Raw genomic sequence first — 18,990 nt, 5'->3', positions numbered from 1 at the left:
CTTAAAACAACTCATCAAACAAACTGAGCTGGTTATCCTCTGGCATATTGCCCAGAATCCCCATTTCATCCATCTTTTCAACCAAGGTTGATGAGAGCCCTCCACGCTTGCGCAACTCTGTTTTAGAGAGGAATTCTCCCTCTTCACGCGCTCGCACTAACTGCTTGGCAACGTTCTCTCCCAGACCATCCATTGCTACAAATGGCGGAATGAGAGTGTCTCCATCAATGAGGAACTCTGTCGCCTGACTACGGTAGAGGTCGAGTTTGCCAAACTTAAAACCACGTTCCCACATTTCATTGACAATCTCAAGAGTTGTATAGAGGTCAATTTCCACATTAGAGGCTTCATTATTCTTCCGTTTTTCAGCAATTTCTTCCATTCTGCGCTTGATAGCATCCAAGCCCGCTCCCATAGTCTTGATATCAAAAGCCTTAGCACGGATGGAGAAGTAAGCACAGTAATAATAAATGGGATGGTGAACCTTGAAGTAGGCCACACGCAAGGCCATCATAACGTAGGCTGCCGCATGGGCTTTAGGGAACATGTACTTGATTTTCCCACAGGACTCGATATACCACTCTGGTACCTTATTGGCTTTCATGGCTTCAATGTAGCCATTTCGCTCTTCCTCGGAAATCTTCAACCACAAGCCCTTACGCACCCGTTCCATGATGGTAAAGGCCATCTTAGGCTCGAGACCAGCATGCATGAGGTAAACCATGATGTCGTCCCGACAACCGATAACTGTTGATAGGTCCGCAATTCCTTGCTTAATCAAATCCTGGGCATTTCCCAACCACACATCGGTACCGTGGGACAGGCCTGAGAGCTGAAGCAACTCCGCAAAAGTTGTCGGATGCGTCTCGTCTACCATTCCACGTACAAAGTTGGTTCCAAACTCTGGAATTCCCAGCATACCCGTCGGTGTTCCGATTTGCTCAGGAGTTACTCCTAGCACATCAGTCCCAGAAAAGAGGGCCATCACGCCTTCATCATCCATAGGAATTTCATTAGGGTCAATCCCAGACAAGTCCTGCAGTTTCCTAATCATGGTCGGATCATCATGTCCCAGTACATCGAGTTTGAGGACATTCTCGTCGATATCATGGAAGTTAAAGTGAGTCGTTTGCCATTCAGCCGTCACGTCATCTGCTGGATACTGGACAGGCGTAAAGTCGTAGACATCCATGTAGTTAGGAATAACAACGATTCCCCCTGGGTGTTGTCCCGTTGTCCGCTTGACACCAGCAGCACCTTGAGCAAGGCGTTCCACCTCTGCATCACGATAAAACTTCCCGTAGTCTCTCTCATAGCCCTTTACAAATCCATAGGCAGTCTTGGCAGCTACCGTACCAACCGTTCCCGCACGGAAGGCATATTCCTCACCAAAGATATCACGCACATCCAAGTGGGCGCTAGGCTGATCTTCTCCCGAGAAGTTCAAGTCAATATCGGGAACCTTGTCCCCATCAAAACCAAGGAAAGTCTCAAACGGAATATCCTGTCCGTTTTTACTGAGTTTGTGACCACAGTTTGGACAGTCCTTATTGGGCATATCAAAACCTGAACCGTAAGAACCATCGGTGATAAACTCACTGTACTGACACTGACCACAGACATAGTGAGGAGAGAGAGGATTGACCTCTGTAATCCCAATCATAGTCGCAACGAAACTAGATCCGACAGACCCACGAGAACCAACCAAATAGCCCCGTTCATTGGAACGTTGCACCAGCATCTGCGAGGCCAGATAAATCACGGCAAATCCATTACCCAGAATAGAAGTTAATTCCTTTTCAATTCGCAAATCAACGATATCTGGCAGCGGATTTCCATAAATCTCAAAAGCTTTCTTGTAGGTCAATTCAGCGACTGTTTCTTCAGCCTTATCGATAAACGGCGTGTACAAGTCACCCTTAACGACCTCAACAGGTTCAAAGCTATCTGCCAAGGCATTGGTGTTTTCAATAACCAGTTTACGTGCCAGTTCCTCTCCCAAGAAGGCAAAGTCATCCAACATCTCATTTGTCGTTCTAAAATGAGCCTTGGGAAGAGGAGCTGGTTGGGCATGTTCTCCATGACCGATAGTTCTGTTAATCATAGCCCCTTGGCCCAAACTACGGACGATAATTTCACGGTAAATCTCCTCTTCTGGTTCGATATAGTGGACATTTCCCGTAGCTAAAACAGGTTTGCCAAGGCGATCTCCAACCTCTATTAAACTCTTGATAATAGTATGGAGTTCTTCCATATCCTTGACCTGCTCCTTAGAAATCAAGGGAGCATAGATAGCTGGTGGCATGACCTCAATAAAGTCATAATACTTGGCCACCTCAACCGCCGCATCCACACCTTGGGAAACGACTGCATCAAAAACTTCACCTTCTGCACAGGCTGATCCTAAAATCAAGCCCTCCCGATGGGCATCTAGAACTGTTCTCGGAATCCGTGGCACTCCTTCAAAGTACTTGGTGTTGGACAAAGAAACTAGTTTAAAGATATTTTTTAGCCCTACCTGATTCTTGACATAAATAGTCGCATGCTTGATTCGAGCTTTTTTATAAGAGTCTGGACTAATCAAATCAATGTTTAGTCTAGCCAGATCAGTCACACCATGTTTTTCTGCTACCTCTTTGATAAAGATAAAAAGCAGACGACCAGTAGCTTCCGCATCGTAGTTAGCCATGTGGTGATGTTCCAAGGCCACACCAAAACGCTTGGTCAAAGGCCCCAAACCATGACGTTTATACTCAGGATAGAGATTTCTAGCAAACTCCAGCGTATCAATAACTGGCTGACTAATCTTTGGAAGACCATGGCGCTCATAATTGGCATTCATAAAGCCAACGTCAAAGGTAGCATTATGGGCAACTAAGATTGTATCCTGGCAAAATTCTTGGAATTCTTGCAAAACTTGTTCCAGTGGTTTAGCATTTTTGACATGATCATCTGTAATACCAGTCAACTCCGTGGTAAAAGCTGACAAAGGATGCCCAGGATTGATAAATTCATCAAATTCAGCAATGACATTCCCCTTGTACATCTTAGAGGCCGCAACCTGAATCAAGTCATTGTAGATGGCTGATAGACCCGTCGTTTCCACGTCAAAAACCACATAGGTCGCTTCTGATAAGTCCATCTCCACTTCGTTATAAACGATAGGAACACGATCCTCAACGATATTGGCTTCCATTCCATAAATCAGCTGAATTCCCGCTTTTTTGGCCGCCTTATAGCCGTGTGGGAAGGACTGGACATTTCCATGGTCGGTGATGGCAACCGCCTTGTGTCCCCACTTAGCAGCTGTCGCAACGATTTCTTCAACCTCTGGTAGAGAATCCATGGTCGACATGTTAGTATGAGCATGAAACTCAACCCGACGCTCACCTTCTGGCATCAAATCCTTCCGCTCATAGTGAACAACTTCCTGCACATCCTGCACATTCATAGTCAAATCACGTGTGAAGTTATTCATCTCCACATTTCCACGCACTCGGAGCCAAGAATTCTTCTTGATGAGGTCAAATTTCTGAGCCTCTTCCTCATTTTTAACCCACTTTTGCATAGAAAAACTTGAAGTGTAGTCGGTCATTTTAAAGTTGATCAAAACGCGCCCTGTTCTAGTCACTTTTTGCTCTACATCAAAAACAACCCCTTCAAAGACCAGACGATTTTCCTCAGTCGTTACTTCGATCATAGGAGTAATATCAGCCTTATCCAGCTTCGGTTTAGCTACAGCTTTTTTGGCCTGAAAATCAAAGACTGGTTTGTCTTCTGCTGGAGGTGGTGCCATCTGTTCTAGTTGCTCCATAGCACGGAGCGCTTCCTCATTGGCGGCTTGAACAATCTGCTCATTTTCAGCATGAAAGGCTTCTTCCTGCTCTTGAGTCAGCACATCATTCTTTTCTACTTGACAGTTAAAAGTAGGAAAACCAAATTTTTCAAGTTGTTTAGTTAAATTAGGAAGATGATTTTTCTTAAAGTGTTCCTTATCGATCGCCTCTGAGCCTTCAATAAGGAGTTGATTGCCCTCAGCACGAACTTGCAAATTCTGATAAAGAGATTTAAAGCCTTGACTAGCACATGGCCCCTCAGAAAAAGCCTCTCTATAATAGGCTTGTAAAAGTTGATTTGAAAATTCTTGAGATAGAGCCTTGATTTCAAAAACAGCTTTATTTCCTGTCTTAGAAAATTCCTCACTCAAACCCTTCTTTAATTCTAAAAAGATTTCAATCGGTAAAATATTAGAAAATACGAAATGAAACTCCCATACCTTACTAATTTTATGAACTACAACTCGCTCAATATCAGCCTGTGATAAAGCAGGAGCCTGTCTCATTTCAGCAGGCATCCCCAGTTGATTCATCAAAATTTCAAAACTGTTTGACATTCATTTTCCTCACATTATTCTCCTACTATTTTACCATATTTAGAGGTATTTTCTAAAGACAAAAGGAAGCCACTTCAAGACAACAAAAAATTTTCTTATTTGTACTTTTACTACTCATTTAAGGAGATTTACCTATAGAAAAAGAATGAGTTTAAGGAAATTAAAAAATTTTCATAACAGTACTCCCAAAAAAAGTTAGATGAATAGTTTATCTAGAGATTTAGTTCTGTTTTACACACAACGAAAACACCCCGAAAGTTAGTCGGAAAAAATCTAACTTTTGGGGTGCAATTGATTCTTTATAAAACCTGAAAAGAAATCAGTCTTTAACTCCTGCCTTCTCTCTTATGCTTGATAACGTTTCACGCCATCTAGGTAGGTTGCTACCAATTCTAAATCTTTATCTAGTACGATAAAGTCCGCGTCATAGCCTTCACGGATTTGTCCACAAACATCATCAATGTGAACAGATTTTGCTGGGTTGAAGCTGGCCATCATAACTGCTTCGTGTGGAGAGGCAATGTTCCAGTCGACAACATTTTTCAAACCGTCTTTGAGTTTGAGAATAGAACCTGCCAAGTTACCTGTCGATTTGAGACGAGCAGTTCCATTTGCAACGACAACTGGGAATTCTCCCAACATGTAGTCGCCGTCTTCCAATCCACCCGCTGTCATACAGTCTGTGATAAGGGCAATATTTTCAGTTCCTTTTTGTTTGATAAGAATTTCGCAGGCTTTTGGATCTACGTGATGGCCGTCACAGATCAACTCTGCATAGGTATGTGGCAATTGGTACATGGCTCCAACCATACCCAGTTCGCGGTGAGTCAAGCCACGCATTCCATTGTAGGCGTGTACCCAAACACTCGCTCCAGCATCGACTGCTTTTTTAGCTTCATCAAAAGTCGCGTTTGAGTGCCCAAGAGCAACCGTCACACCTTCTCCAGTGATAGTCCGTACAAAGTCTTCTACACCTTCACGCTCTGGCGCAAGAGCAATTTTATTAAGCAAGCCATTAGCTGCTTTTTGCCAAGCACGAAACTCATCCATGCGAGGATCTTTCATGTAGGCAGGGTTTTGAGCCCCCTTGTATTTCTCTGTGAAATAAGGCCCTTCGAAATAGATTCCACGAATCTTGGCTCCACTTGCTTCCTGGTAACGAGCACCAATATTTTCAGTTACCGCGAGCAATTGCTCATAAGATGATGTCAAAGTGGTTGGCAAGAAGCTCGTTACCCCCATGCTGAGGAGTCCTTCACTCATGGTGTGAAGGGTTCCTTCGATATTATTATCCATAACATCCACACCACCAAATCCATGAATGTGGGTATCCACAAGTCCTGGCGCAATGCTGTATCCTGTATAGTCAATGACGTCAGCGCCTTCAGGAATCTCTTCTACATGCTTTCCAAACTTGCCATCCACAAGTTCCAAGTAACCACCACGACGAACTCCGTGTGGGTAGAAAAACTGATCCGCTTTAATATAGTTAGGCATAATGTTAACCTCCTTAAAAGATTGATTCTACAATTTATTATGTCAATTACATTATAAACCTTTCTTTTTTATTTGTAAATGGTATAGACCTATTTTCTAGAGATATTTTAAAAGAGCTGGATTTTTCCAACTCTTCTCTTTTAAATACAAGTTATTTTGATTTGACTGGCTTGTCTTGAGCTGTTTGCAAGGCTGCAGCAATCGTATCTGCATACAATTTTGCTCCTGCTTCAATTTTACTATTGTCACTTCCAAAATGGACTTGGTCTGTTCCAGTCCAAATTTCTGGATGCTCTTTCGCAACTTGATTCCAATCTGCTATCGTGATGTAAGGAGTCTTCTCTGCCAATTCTCTCATATAGGCAGCCTCTTTCTCAACGATTGCATAGGTCTCTTTTGCCTTATCCCCCTCATAAGGAGTCACCAAAACCATATGGTGGCCCTTAGGAAGATTTTTCACGATGCTATCCCAATCTTCCTTGTAATTTTCAGGATTATTTACCCCAGTTGCAATAACCACCATCTTTGGTAGAAATTTATTCTGGCTATTATTTAGCATGATTTCATTGACAGTCTTGGTTGTTCTGCTGACTTGTGCATTAATCTGTGCTCCAGGAAGGGCTGTCTGCAAAGCTGTATTAGCTCTTAGCGCTACCGAATCACCAATTAACATAGTGCCATCAGCAATTCCTAAACTATCAGCTTCTGCTCGTTCTGTCATCACCTTGGTCTGGTTAATATTTGTTGCAGCTTGCTTCAAGCCATTGACAGTTAAGTCTGTCTCAAAAGCTCCCACTTGTGGTGCCAACAGAGTTACTAAGAAGACAATGAAGGCCAAAATTCCAGTACTTGCTGCAAGGATTGTGTGAATATGAGGCAGGGGACGGAGGGTTTGTATAATAGGTGTGTCCTTTCCTGCAATCCAAGGTTCCAATACATAAAATGACAGACTGGCAAATCCATAAGAAAAAATCAGGGTCAGTAATACAGCAAGAAGATTTGATGTCAACTGTGAGAAAATAATATAGAAAGGCCAATGGAAGAGATAAACTGCATAGCTAGTATCTGCTAAAAAGCTGATAATCTTTGGCTCCTGCATGTTAGGAGTCTTTTCATGTAAGACACGCGCCGCCAGAATCATAGCAAGGGCTGCAAGGCTGGCAAGCAAGAAGCCCATAAGATAGGCAAAGAGATAGGTAAATTTGACAAAGAAGGTCAAAATGAGTAAGAATCCAAAACCTCCCCCAAAAACTAAAAGGGTCTTGCGTAAATCCCAAATTTTATCCAACTGCTTAACTAAAGAAGTCGTCTGACGAACGCCTACAATCGTTGCTAGGATACTTCCCAAAAAGAATGGATAGACATGAGTTAAACTAGAGAAGTAAACAGAAGAATAAGAGGTTACTAGAAAACTACCGATAAACATGGAGAAGAAGCTGATCAAGAAGGCAGCAGCAGATAAGAGAAAGATCATTCCTCTCAACTGACCATTTGATTTAGACTGTTTAGATAAGAACCAAACTGCCAATCCCCAGAGGATATAGTAGTGAACCTCAACAGCCAAGCTCCAATTATGAACAAACAAATGTGGAATGAACTGAGATTCATAACTCCCACCTGTTAGCAGTTCATAGAAGTTGGTCATAAAGCCTAAGACACCCGCAATCTGACCCCCAATTCCAGCCACATAGTCTTGGCGAACCAAGAAAGTAAAAGGCATGGTCACCAAGACCATCAAAACCACAGGTGGCACGATACGATAAAAGCGTCTCCTAAAAAATCCAACCAAATCAATTTCATGATTTTTAGAAAATTCTTCGATAAGTAGAGCTGTAATCAGGAAACCTGAAAATGTGAAAAAGACATCTACCCCGAAAAATCCTCCAGGAAAGATTGTCTGAAAGAAATGATACAAGAGTACCAAAAGTAAACCTGTAATCCTAATCAAGGAAAACCATTTAATACGCATACGAGTTTATTCTCCCTTTCATTATACACTTTATTCTATCAAAAAAAGAAGAAAAATCCCAAGAGAAAACTTAGGATTTTTAGCTTATATCAATTCCAGTTTAAAAATTACGGCCTGACTTGTTATAGCCATATTTTTCAACAAAATACTCACGGAATTCCAAGAGATTGTCATCCATAATGGCTTGTCGCACTTGCTTCATCAGGTTAAGCAAGAAGTAAAGATTGTGGTAGCTAGTCAAGCGGATACCAAAGGTTTCATCAGCCTTGAGCAGATGACGAAGGTAGGCGCGTGTATAGTTCTTACATGTGTAGCAATCACACTCAGGATCCAACGGCGTAAAGTCCTCAGCAAACTGGGCATTTTTGACAACCAAACGCCCCTGACTAGTCATACAAGTTCCGTTACGAGCGATACGAGTCGGCAAGACACAGTCAAACATATCTACACCACGAATCACCCCATCAATCAAGCTATCTGGCGCTCCCACACCCATCAAATAGCGAGGTTTGTTTTCAGGTAACAGTTGGGTTGTGAAGTCCAAGACGGCATTCATCTCTTCATGGGTTTCTCCCACTGCCAAACCACCGATAGAGTAGCCTGGGAAATCCATGCTGACAAGGTCATGAGCTGATTGGCGACGCAAATCTTCAAATCCAGCTCCCTGCACAATTCCAAACAAACCTTGGTCATGCGGACGACGATGAGCCTTCAAACCACGCTCAGCCCAACGGCTGGTACGCTCGATTGATTTCTTAACGTAGTCATAAGGTTGATAAAACTGGGGACATTCGTCAAAGGACATCATGATGTCTGAGCCCAGATTGTTCTGAATAGAGATAGCTTTCTCCGGAGACAAGAACATCTTAGACCCATTGAGATGGTTTTTAAAAGTTACGCCTTCTTCTGTGATATTCCGGCTATCTGCTAAAGAATAAACCTGGAAACCACCACTATCTGTCAAGATAGGCTGGTCCCAATTCATGAACTTGTGGAGACCACCTGCGCGTGCGATGAGTTCATCTCCAGGACGAAGCCAGAGATGATAGGTGTTTGACAGGATAATTCCCGAACCCATCTCCTTCAATTCTTCAGGCGACTGAGTTTTGACAGTGGCTTGTGTCCCAACTGGCATAAACATAGGTGTCGGGAAGGTACCGTGGGGAGTGATGATTTCTCCCAGACGAGCTCCTGTGTGTTTTTCTTTCTTAATCAAACGATATTTGATTGGTGAATCTGACATTTTTTACCTCCGAAGCTGGGAAAGACAGTCCCAGTTCATACTTTGTGCCCAAGGGCATACTGTATGATTTTATCAAAAAAAGTAGGAACTGTCACGAACTATGGTATAATGAGAGAATGAAATACCCAAAAATTGATTTAAAAACCGTTCGTCTGCAAGCTAGACAATTTCAAGCTGAAAATCCCCGCCTCTTTCTCGTCTATCTCTTACCTAGTATACTGGTCATCTTGTCTGGCTTCCTCAATCCCTTAGAGCGTATCAACGAGGCTATTTTAGAACATTCTTTTTTAAGCGTGCTTGGCCATGTATTCCAAGCCTACCTCTTTCCATTATTAGTCTCCTTTATCGGAACGATACTTCTAACCAGTTCAGTTTATACAACGCTGAAACTCATCAAGAATCCTGATACAGGACTATCCGTCAAAAATAGTCTCACACTCTTTAACGAAGAGCACTTTTCACAAACCTTTTTGACTCTCCTTCTCAAACGTTTCTATCTCTTTTTATGGAGTATTCCTAGTTTGCTTGGAATTTACTTTCTTTTTTACAGTAGCTTTCTAGCAAAGAAATTCGTTGTCCTTCATCCTGAATTTCCCAATCTGGATCTCTCGTCAATTGAAACCGAGCGCTTCCTCATGACCTTTGGTCTTTACTTTCTAGCAAGTATCCTCTTGATGATTGTCGGAAATAGTCTCTATATTCCACAATACTATGCCTATTCGCAGGTAGAATTTCTCCTCTGTGACACCCTAGACTTAGGACAAGCCAAACCAGGACAAATCCTAAAAACCAGCCGTTTCCTGATGAAAGGCTACAAATTTCAGCGCTTTATTCTAGACTTACAACTCCTTCCTTGGTACGTCCTCAATTGGATTACTTTTGGGATTGCTAGTTTCTCACTCCTACCCTACATTCAAATCAATAAAATAATTTTTTACCGAGCAGTACTGGCTCGAAAACGTCCAAAAGCTTGAAGGTGGCCCCTCAAGCTTTTTTCTATCAATGAGTTTCTCCGCCTGCCAACTTGAGGTCTTGATCTCCATGTTCTATAATAGCCCCGATTGCTGCTTCTATCCCTCGCATAATGTCCACTAAACTCATAGCTGGGGTAGTCGGTCGATTCACCACCTGTTCCATCATATAAGGAATATGCATAAAACCTGCCTTAACATGGGGAAATTTCTTTTCTACCAAATAGAGGGCCTGATACATCAAATGATTGCAGACAAAAGTCCCTGCCGTATTGGAAACAGAGGCCGGCAAGCCTTCTTTTTTTATAGCTTGAACCATCGCTTTAATCGGCAAACTGCTAAAGTAGGCCGAAGCACCATCCGCTCGAATGGGAAGGTCAATCGGTTGATTACCTTCGTTATCAGGAATGCGTGCATCGTCTTGATTAATGGCTACTCGTTCAGGCGTCAAGCTAGATCTTCCACCTGCTTGGCCAATACAAAGGACAAAGTCAGGTTGATAACGACTCATCTCTTCTTCCAACACTTGGGCCGATTGGTGAAAGACTGTTGGCACTTCTAACCAACGGACCTCAGCACCATGGATTTCAGCTGGTAAACCTTTAATGGCCTCCAAAGCTGGATTGACTTTTTCCCCTCCAAAGGGCTCAAAACCTGTCACTAATACTTTCATTTCTAACTCCTCAAAACAAATTCAATGAGACTTTTTTCTTAAAAACAAGTATAACATATTTCCCTTATTCTGGAGTGAAAAGGACTAGAGAGGATTAGACCGGCATTAAAGTTTATTTAAAGAGTAAAATACTAATCAAGGCCAAAATAGCTGGTCCACCTTGCTTCAAAATAATTTTCTTATCTGCTGTGAGAGAGCCATAAGCCGCAGCTCCAATCACAAACAAGACAAAAATAGTCACAATTTCTAAATTCTGTGAGAAATAAATCCCATATAAGAGAAAGACTCCTAGCAGACCGTTATAAATCCCTTGATTTTTAAACAGTGAACTTACCGACGGACGAGCCAGTTCTTCCTTGTCCATGTTAAAGATACGACTAGTCGCATCTGATTGCGTTGCAATACTTTCCAAATAAAAAATGTAAAAATGCTCCAAAGCAACGATTGTTGCTAAAATGATTGTAATAATTGACATCTATTTCTCCTTAAATTTCTATATTTTCAATACCCAAAACCAATTTATTTACTAAACGTCTGAGTTCTGTTCTTTCAGACTCTGTTAAGATACTTTCCATCTCTTCCTTAATCTTGATATGTTGCAGAGGGTGATTCACCACTAACTGCTCCTTGGCATACTTCGTAGCCTCTACCAACACTTCTCGCTGATTTTCAGGATTGCGATGACGCTCCACCAAACCTTCCTTTTCCAGAATCTTGAAATGTCGTGTCAAGGCGGCCTGATCAATCTTCAAACGCTCCTGAACCGCTATTTGATTACAAGGGGAATGCTTCAGCAGAAACAGTAAAATCTGATACCGTGTCAAACTAATCCCAAGTCTTTTTTCAAACAATTGCGTACTTGCTTGCTCAGACAAGCGGAGTTGATACAGTAAATCTTGAATCTCTATCATTTCTTTCTCCTTTTACTTGATTTATCAATAGTTGACTAATCAAGTAAAATGCAAAGTAAAATAGATTGCAAGAATGTTGCTTGAATCATTACAAGATGCTAGTTTTCCATTCATATTGATACTCAATAAAAATCAAAGAGCAAACTAGGAAGCTAGCCGCAGGCTATACTTGAGTACGGCAAGGCGAAACTGACGTGGTTTGAAGAGATTTTCGAAGAGTATGACAAAGAAAAAACGAACGAGAATCGCTCTCTATCACGAAAGCTAGATCTCATTCGCCAAAATGATATTACAAAGTCTGGTTTATCCATTCATTGAAACGTGAACGTGATCATAGTGATTTTCTGTCACGCTACCACGGTCTGGCATTGGGTTCCAAGTATTAGCTGGTCCATATTTGCTATCGAATGGAGCATAGAAACGTTGTTTCCAGATGATGTAACTAATTCCACGGCTAGCCATGTTTTGAATAGCGTATTCCGCAATCTTATCCCCTAGTTCTGAGCTTTCTGGTACCATAAAGTCGATAGCCAAACCTTTTCCGTGATCTCCACTGTCTCCTGGACGGTAACCACTAAAGGATGTGATGCCAAACAAGTTGGCGATTTCTTCTTTAAAGGCAGCTGTTTGTGGTTGAAGGCCTGCATTTTCAGATTTCGCTACCGCCAGTCCAGCATAATCGGGCGCTGCTGGAGCTGCGTAAGTTGTTGCAACTGTTTTCTTCTCTTCTGGTTGATAAGTAGAAACTACTGTTGTAGCATCATTTGATGAGACTTCTTTTGCTTCTTCTGAACTTGTTGCAGTTGTTTCTGTTGTTTTTTCTTCTACTGGAGTTGTAGTTTCTTCCACTGTTGAAACAGCTTGAGGGCTGGCTTGTGTTTCCTCTTTCTCAGCTGGAATTGTTGCCTGAGGAGTTGCCTCTGCAACTGCATTGCTTGTTTCGGCTGTTTGCTCCTCTGACGTTGAAGTATTTGTAGATGGTGCTACTTCTTCTACAGTAGCAACTGTCTCTGCAACTTCTGAATTTGTTGCTACTTCTTTTGTACTTGTAGTTTCTACCGCTTTTGGCGCTTCTGCAATCGGTTGAGAAAGGTCTGCAACCTGAACAGTTTGATCATCAACCGTCACTTGATTGGTTGTCAAATCTGCTGTCGCAGTTGTCACTTCTTCACTAGAATCTGCTTGAGGTGTTTGGATTTCAACTTCTGTTACTTCTTCAGATTCATTGACAGTCGTTGTCAAAACAGTTTCTGGGAAAATCAAGTCCATATTAGTGATTTTATTCAAATTCGCAAGAACTGTGACATCTACACCCAAGGCTTCTGCAATGGTGCTCAAGGTATCACCATACTGAACGGTATAACTTGTTTTGTTATCCGTTTTAGTCAAATCATTTTGGATTTGCTCAACACTACGTGCAGTCCAAAGAACTTCTTCTGCTTGAGTTGCCAATACTGGGGCAAATGACAAGGCTACTGTTGAGGCTAATAATATTCTTTTCTTCATTCTTTCAAATTCCTTTCAAATGAGTACCTGTCTATCATAACACAAAAAATGCAGAAAAAAAGCCCTCTCGGGCCTATTTAATAAAACTGTCTATTCCTTGTAACAAACTCTGTTACTTGAAATAGTTTGTTAGGTCTCTGTCACAAAACTGACACAGTCTTATCGTTCCCAATCCCCAAAAATGCAAGGAATATCTGCTAACTCTTGAATCCTGTGATTGCCTCCATAAGACGACTCTAAAAAATTAATGCTCTGAATACCACTATTCTGGGCAAATTCCACATCCAGAGTCCGATCCCCTATATAATAGGTCTTCTCAGAATCCAACTGATACTTGCCTAACAGATAGGTAGCCGCTTCTGAACTAGGTTTACGCGCAAAGCCACTCTGACTTGTTAAAATCTCTGTAAAATAAGATTCCAAACCCAAGTCTCTTAGAATGGTAAGAGCATTGTCTCCCTTATGAGTGTAAACAAACTGCTGAATTCCTGATTCCTCTGCCCAAGCTAGCACATCACGCGCACCTGGCATCAAAACTACCTGAGCATTCTTCTCAGCCAAACTCTGGGCACGCACCTGATTTAGCATTTCCACATCCAGCTTTCTCTCTTCTGCCGCCTGCACAAGTAAATCCTGCACAGAAAACTTGAGGATAAACTCTCTCACCTGCTCCTTTTCATAAGGAATAGAAAACTGAGCAAAAGTTTCCTCAATCCCTGACAAAATCGCTTCGTAAGAGTCCAATAAAGTCCCGTCTAAATCCCAAATAAAAGCTGTTTTTTGCATTTCCTATCCTTTCAAGCTCATATAACGCTGGTAACGGTAACGTAGAAATAACCAACGAAAACCATTATCCAAAAGGGTTCCGGCCCAAATACCGGGCAAGCCCCAACCAAGCACAATCCCCATCAGATATCCTGTTCCAATGCGGATACACCACATTCCTATACTTGTCGCATAAAAGGGAAGCCGAGCATTGCCCAAACCCTGCCAGACTGCTGTATAGATGACTGTTCCTATCGTCATAGGAGTACCAAGTAGTGAAAAAAGTGTCACTAGCACACTAGCCTCCACCGCTAGAGAATCATTCGTATAGAGATGAGTCAGTGGTATGCCCAAGGCATAGACACTAAGCGTCAAGGGCAACATGAGAAGCAGAGAAAGCCAAAAGGTTTGCTTGCTCAAATTAGCTACTTTTTTCCAATTATCCTCCCCAACTGCTCGAGCCACCAGCATGACCGTTGCCGTAGCGACGCCAAAGGCAGGCATATAGTTAAACTGGGTCAAGACTTCTCCGACTGCATTTCCAGCCACTGCCTCTGTCCCGAAAGACACAACCAAGGCAATGATTACTACATCTCCAGCCCGCATCATAAGCCGCTCTCCAGCTGCTGGCAAAGCTAAGGTCAATAGTTCCTTATCTAAACCAAAAGTCGGTTTCTCAAAAGGCAACTTTAATTGCGACCATAAAATCACAAGACCTACCAAACGAGACAGAATTGTCCCCCAAGCAACACCAGCTATCCCCATATCCAGAACAAAAATAGCTAGACTTGAAAAAAGAATATTCAAGGCATTGGATAAAAGACTCACATAGAGGGGCAAACGTGGATTATGCGTTGCACGAATCAAGGCACCCAGACTGGTCATCAAGCCCAAAAGAACAATCGATCCGCCTACCAAGGATAGGTAGAGCCCACCACTCTCAGCTACATCTATCTCCGTCCCCAAAAGTCCTATCATCTCTTTCCCAGCGAAGATGGACAAAAATCCTAAAAGGAAACTTAATAGTAAGGTAATCTTCAAGGCTTCAGTCACATGATAGGCTAGCATAGATTGATCCTTCTGCCCCAAACTTTTTGAAATAACACTGGAAATAGCAGCTCCCAGAGCGATGAAAATCGCCTGGTAAATCGTGATAATATTGCCAGCTACTGATACACCCGAAATAGCTATCAAGCCCAAGTGGGCTACCAGATAACTGTCCACCATCCCCATGAGCATCTGCAAAAAGTTTTCGCCCATAGCTGGTAAGGCAATATTAAGAATGTCTTTATTTTTCTTAAACAATCCTTCCTCCTGATGAAAAGAAACTCAGTTGGTTTCCCAACCGAGTTTACTCCCTCTGTCTTAAAGTCCTAGATAAGCCTCAACCGCTACTTGCATGTCTGTTGCTGCAACAGTTGTCTTATGACGAACAGGAGCTGTTTCAAGCCCGTCAACTGCTGGCGGCACTGCCACTCCTGAAATATCATGTAATTGAGCCAAGGCTTCAAAGTCGCCAAGCCCTGATTTTCCAGTTACAGCTTCTACTGCAACCACTGGGAACTTGTATGGACTCGCTGTTGAAGCAATCACTGTCTTAGTCACATCGCCAGTAGCCGCTTGGTATTTCTTATAAACTGCCGAGGCAACCGCCGTATGTGGATCCTCGATATAAGAATCTGACTCATAAACACGCTTGATTTCTGCCACTGTTTCTTCCTCAGTCGCATATTCAGCTGCAAAGAGATTAAGAATCTCTGCATCAAAGTCTGTCAACTCATATTGTCCTTGCTTGTTCAAGGCATTCATGAGTTCAGCTGTTTTAACCGCATCATTACCTAAAAGATGGAAAATCAAACGCTCCAAGTTTGAAGATACCAAAATATCCATAGATGGACTAGTAGTCACTTTAAACTCACGTTTCTTGTCGTAAACACGTGTCTTGAAAAAGTCTGTCAAAACATTGTTGTCATTTGAAGCACAGATTAATTTGCCAACTGGAAGACCGATTTGTTTAGCATAAAAGGCAGCCAAGATATTTCCAAAGTTTCCTGTTGGTACTGTGAAGTTGATCTGTTCACCAGCCACAATCTCACCAGTCTTGACCAACTGAGCATAGGCGTAAACATAATAAACAATCTGTGGCACCAGACGACCAATATTCATAGAGTTTGCAGATGAAAATTGCAACTTGTTGGCCGCTAATCTTTCACGAAGAGCCACATCGTTAAACATATGCTTCACATTTGTTTGGGCATCATCAAAGTTACCATCAATAGCGATAACATGAGTATTGTCACCAGTCTGAGTGGTCATTTGCAACTCTTGTACCTTGCTGACACCATCCTTTGGATAAAAGACAATAATCTCAGTACCAGGAACATCCGCAAACCCTGCCATAGCAGCTTTCCCAGTATCACCAGATGTCGCTGTTAAGATGACAATCTTATTTTCCAAACCATGCTTCTTAGCAGCTGTTGTCATAAAGTATGGCAAAATAGACAAGGCCATATCCTTAAAGGCAATTGTTGAACCATGGAAAAGTTCCAGATTGTATTGCCCGTCTAATTTCACTAATGGTGCGATAGCTGGAGTATCAAACTTGCTATCGTAGGCATTGTTGATACAGTAGTCCAACTCTTCAGCTGTAAAGTCATCTAAAAATGCTGACAAAACAAGCTTAGCAACTTCCTGATAAGAAGCATCTTTCAATTTGTCAAAGTCCAAATCTACCTTTGGATAAGTAACCGGTGTAAATAAACCACCGTCCGTCGCCAAACCTTGCAAAATAGCTTGGCTAGCAGTTACTGTATTGTTGGCATCACGCGTTGATTGATAAACTAATGTCATTACTCTCTATCCTTTATCTATAGTCTCATCCATTATATCATGATTTTTCAGAAAATTCTCCTTTTACAAGAGAAATTATAGGCTCAATTCTTCTTTCAAAGGCTGTAAGTAGGTCATTTCTTGCATATTTCTCATCTCCAGTCCTTCCTCGGCTAGCAGTAGTAAGTCTTTGGAAATTTCAATAATCGCAGTTTCTTCCTCATCTGTAAGCTTCTTCTTAGAAAATTGTCGTCTTAAAAACTTATAATTTCGCCCAAATTCTTTAAAGAAAGGTGCTGCTTCTAAGTAAGCTTCTAACTTATCTAAATTAACCAATAATCCCAAGTGAAAAGCTGCTGAAGCGAAGGTTCTATCTAGAGGTTGAGTACACACACTACGAAACTCAACTGTTCCGCGAGTCGTTAAGTCTTGGTACTGATAACTACGATGTGTTCCAAAATCCTTCTCTTGAGGATAAATAATAATCTCATCCCCATTAAGTGCATATGCTTGGATTTCAGGTGTAGCCAAATAGTCCCTCGCCTGAATCGGATAAAAATAATAGGTTTGTTCATCACGTTCCGCAGTAAAAATTGCAGAATGATCTAGATAATCAAAAAAATCATCCTCATCTTTAAAGAGTCTAGCATTGACCCCGACGTTTTCTGGATAGATACCATGCATCGATTCTTCCCAGAAAATATCCCTTGCAATTCTCGTATCCCAATCCTCACCTGAAAACTCAGAATTGGCAAATAAATAAGCCTTAGCCGCTTCAATTTGGGTAAAAGCATTAATCACTCGTAAGTAGTTAAACTTTGAAACATCCAACTGTACCTGACTCCCACAGATAAAAGCACCATATTCAGGGAAATGATGCAAGTCTGATTTAGTCACATTTCTACTCAAATTCAAATAGTCCATCAGCATGCGATACCGTGGGAAAGCCACTGGACAATTCTCATTTTTATCCCAGTTGGGATGAATACCACAGCCGACAATAGCATGATTTGATTCAGCTAGCTTCTTCTGGATTACTTTCATATAAATACTAAAACGTTCTTCAACCTCTTGTATCGTTTCAGCCTTACCAAATGCAAACTCAATCGTAGTATAGGAAACTTCAAATAAAATAGTATCCTGACTTACTGGATCCACTAACTGAATAGGAGTCCCAAAATCATCTACCTTTTCGACAGTAAAATTCATAGCAGAAACTAAATATCGGAATAAGCATTTGATAACTTTAACATCTGTAGCATTCCCTTCCAAGTTTACAATAGGATATTCCAGCTCAATCCCGAGAAACAATTCAGGATTTTCTTTAATATTTTTCAAATACCGATGTTTTAATAAATCGATAGAACGAGACATACTTCCCTACACTTTCATAATCTAAATAAAATTTGAATAACTATTATTATACCAAAAATAATATAAAAAGGAACGAAGATTTACAACGTTCCTTAACTCTATACTATACCGGCGGCCGGGGTCGAACCGGCACGTCCTTGCGGACACTGGATTTTGAGTCCAGCGCGTCTGCCAATTCCGCCACGCCGGCAAATAGTAACTGGGGTAGCTGGATTCGAACCAACGCATGAGGGAGTCAAAGTCCCTTGCCTTACCGCTTGGCTATACCCCAATAATATAAAATAGGCGAGTGATGGGGATCGAACCCACGCATGCCAGAGCCACAATCTGGTGTGTTAACCACTTCACCACACCCGCCATAATTCTATTAACACGGGCAGTAGGAATTGAACCCACACTGAAGGTTTTGGAGACCTTAGTTCTACCTTTAAACTATGCCCGTAAAATGGAAGGGGAGGGATTCGAACCCCCGAACCCGAAGGAGCGGATTTACAGTCCGCCGCGTTTAGCCTCTTCGCTACCCTTCCAAAAAATATAAATGGCGCGAGACGGAATCGAACCGCCGACACATGGAGCTTCAATCCATTGCTCTACCAACTGAGCTACCGAGCCTTATTGCGGGAGCAGGATTTGAACCTACGACCTTCGGGTTATGAGCCCGACGAGCTACCGAGCTGCTCCATCCCGCGTTAATACAAAAGGAGGATGTGGGATTCGAACCCACGCACGCTTTTACACGCCTGACGGTTTTCAAGACCGTTCCCTTCAGCCGGACTTGGGTAATCCTCCAAAATAGTCCGTACGGGATTCGAACCCGTGTTACCGCCGTGAAAAGGCGGTGTCTTAACCCCTTGACCAA

The 18,990-nt window shown here is 42.1% G+C and carries 13 protein-coding genes and 9 tRNA genes (1 of these 22 running past the window's edge); 1 reads left to right on the top strand and 21 read right to left on the bottom strand.

From position 1 onward, the window contains the following. Position 1 precedes the first annotated feature (1 nt). The 4 genes from JJN14_RS01040 to tgt form a co-directional block, all read right to left on the bottom strand. Positions 2–4,393, bottom strand: a complete 4,392-nt coding sequence (locus tag JJN14_RS01040; protein ID WP_201058678.1) for a PolC-type DNA polymerase III — start codon at positions 4,391–4,393, stop codon at positions 2–4. A 345-nt stretch (positions 4,394–4,738) separates the two neighbouring features. Continuing rightward, positions 4,739–5,890: an N-acetylglucosamine-6-phosphate deacetylase gene (nagA, locus tag JJN14_RS01035; RefSeq protein ID WP_201058677.1), complete on the bottom strand. Its 1,152-nt coding sequence runs from the start codon at positions 5,888–5,890 to the stop codon at positions 4,739–4,741. A 151-nt stretch (positions 5,891–6,041) separates the two neighbouring features. Further along, complete coding sequence (locus tag JJN14_RS01030) at positions 6,042–7,859, bottom strand: acyltransferase family protein (RefSeq protein WP_201058676.1); 1,818 nt, start codon at positions 7,857–7,859, stop codon at positions 6,042–6,044. 100 nt (positions 7,860–7,959) lie between these two features. Beyond that, positions 7,960–9,102: a tRNA guanosine(34) transglycosylase Tgt gene (gene tgt, locus JJN14_RS01025; protein ID WP_001285237.1), complete on the bottom strand. Its 1,143-nt coding sequence runs from the start codon at positions 9,100–9,102 to the stop codon at positions 7,960–7,962. Between the two features lie 116 nt (positions 9,103–9,218). Here tgt and JJN14_RS01020 point away from each other — a divergent pair, with 116 nt between their 5' ends. Beyond that, a complete protein-coding gene (locus JJN14_RS01020) occupies positions 9,219–10,076 on the top strand; it encodes a DUF975 family protein (protein WP_201058675.1) in 858 nt (285 codons plus the stop codon). 25 nt (positions 10,077–10,101) lie between these two features. Here the strand turns inward: JJN14_RS01020 and pcp are convergent, their stop codons facing one another. From pcp to JJN14_RS00935, 17 genes are all read right to left on the bottom strand, one after another. Continuing rightward, positions 10,102–10,746, bottom strand: coding sequence for a pyroglutamyl-peptidase I (gene pcp, locus JJN14_RS01015; RefSeq protein ID WP_078238598.1), 645 nt, complete (start codon positions 10,744–10,746; stop codon positions 10,102–10,104). A 112-nt stretch (positions 10,747–10,858) separates the two neighbouring features. Beyond that, entirely contained in the window at positions 10,859–11,221 is a 363-nt protein-coding gene (locus JJN14_RS01010) for a DUF1304 domain-containing protein (RefSeq protein ID WP_201058674.1), read from the bottom strand. Between the two features lie 10 nt (positions 11,222–11,231). Continuing rightward, entirely contained in the window at positions 11,232–11,657 is a 426-nt protein-coding gene (locus JJN14_RS01005; RefSeq protein ID WP_201058673.1) for a MarR family winged helix-turn-helix transcriptional regulator, read from the bottom strand. Between the two features lie 303 nt (positions 11,658–11,960). After that, positions 11,961–13,163, bottom strand: a complete 1,203-nt coding sequence (locus JJN14_RS01000) for a LysM peptidoglycan-binding domain-containing protein (protein ID WP_125386679.1) — start codon at positions 13,161–13,163, stop codon at positions 11,961–11,963. Between the two features lie 159 nt (positions 13,164–13,322). Next, positions 13,323–13,949, bottom strand: a complete 627-nt coding sequence (locus JJN14_RS00995) for an HAD family hydrolase (protein WP_201058672.1) — start codon at positions 13,947–13,949, stop codon at positions 13,323–13,325. A gap of 3 nt (positions 13,950–13,952) precedes the next feature. Next, the gene (locus JJN14_RS00990) at positions 13,953–15,233 is read right to left on the bottom strand and encodes an MATE family efflux transporter (protein ID WP_033687429.1); all 1,281 of its coding nucleotides are present in this window, start codon (positions 15,231–15,233) and stop codon (positions 13,953–13,955) included. Positions 15,234–15,293: 60 nt separating this feature from the next. Continuing rightward, on the bottom strand, positions 15,294–16,778 hold the full coding sequence (gene thrC / locus JJN14_RS00985) for a threonine synthase (protein ID WP_201058671.1): 1,485 nt from the start codon (positions 16,776–16,778) through the stop codon (positions 15,294–15,296). 75 nt (positions 16,779–16,853) lie between these two features. Then, complete coding sequence (locus JJN14_RS00980) at positions 16,854–18,131, bottom strand: gamma-glutamylcysteine synthetase (protein WP_201058670.1); 1,278 nt, start codon at positions 18,129–18,131, stop codon at positions 16,854–16,856. Positions 18,132–18,237: 106 nt separating this feature from the next. Next, a tRNA-Leu gene (locus JJN14_RS00975) sits at positions 18,238–18,321 on the bottom strand. Positions 18,322–18,330: 9 nt separating this feature from the next. After that, positions 18,331–18,402: transfer RNA gene (locus tag JJN14_RS00970), tRNA-Gln, on the bottom strand. Between the two features lie 13 nt (positions 18,403–18,415). Further along, positions 18,416–18,488: transfer RNA gene (locus JJN14_RS00965), tRNA-His, on the bottom strand. 14 nt (positions 18,489–18,502) lie between these two features. After that, positions 18,503–18,573, bottom strand: a tRNA-Trp gene (locus tag JJN14_RS00960). A gap of 4 nt (positions 18,574–18,577) precedes the next feature. Further along, positions 18,578–18,658: transfer RNA gene (locus JJN14_RS00955), tRNA-Tyr, on the bottom strand. 12 nt (positions 18,659–18,670) lie between these two features. After that, positions 18,671–18,743 (bottom strand) — tRNA-Phe (locus tag JJN14_RS00950). Positions 18,744–18,746: 3 nt separating this feature from the next. Then, a tRNA-Met gene (locus tag JJN14_RS00945) sits at positions 18,747–18,820 on the bottom strand. A 10-nt stretch (positions 18,821–18,830) separates the two neighbouring features. Then, positions 18,831–18,920: transfer RNA gene (locus JJN14_RS00940), tRNA-Ser, on the bottom strand. A 4-nt stretch (positions 18,921–18,924) separates the two neighbouring features. Continuing rightward, a tRNA-Glu gene (locus JJN14_RS00935) sits at positions 18,925–18,990 on the bottom strand (it continues 6 nt past the right edge of the window).

Source organism: Streptococcus mitis (genome assembly GCF_016658865.1).
GTDB classification, from domain to species: Bacteria; Bacillota; Bacilli; order Lactobacillales; family Streptococcaceae; genus Streptococcus; species Streptococcus mitis_BT.
The sequence above is the reverse complement of the archived record's forward strand: the minus strand, read 5'-3'. Positions and strand labels throughout refer to the sequence as shown.